At 74.9% G+C, this 307-nt stretch carries 1 protein-coding gene; it reads right to left on the bottom strand.

The genetic code is table 11. The features are described 5' to 3' along the window. Positions 1–159: 159 nt before the first annotated feature. Positions 160–307, bottom strand: a 148-nt coding sequence (locus tag JHD62_RS22770) for a hypothetical protein (protein ID WP_255523060.1), incomplete at its 5' end; no start/stop codon positions are given.

Genomic DNA, 307 nt, shown 5'->3' with positions numbered 1-307 from the left:
CCCCCCCCCCCCCCCCCCCCCCCCCCCCCCCCCCCCCCCCCCCCCCCCCCCCCCCCCCCCCCCCCCCCCCCCCCCCCCCCCCCCCCCCCCCCCCCCCCCCCCCTCTCCCCCCCCCCCCCCCCCCCCCACACCCCCACATCTTACTGTTCGTCGGCAGCGTCAGATGTGTATAAGAGACAGGGCCAGCACCGAGGTAGATTCCAGCAAGGGCGCATTGCCATGCTGTCTGGCCAGCAGATGGCTGGCTGCCCCGGCAATCACCAGTTCACCGACCAGGTTGATCAACTGGTCCAGCTTGGCTGCTTCC

Source organism: Aquitalea sp. ASV11 (genome assembly GCF_016429185.1).
In the GTDB taxonomy this organism is placed as follows: domain Bacteria; phylum Pseudomonadota; class Gammaproteobacteria; order Burkholderiales; family Chromobacteriaceae; genus Aquitalea; species Aquitalea pelogenes.
The sequence above is the reverse complement of the archived record's forward strand: the minus strand, read 5'-3'. Positions and strand labels throughout refer to the sequence as shown.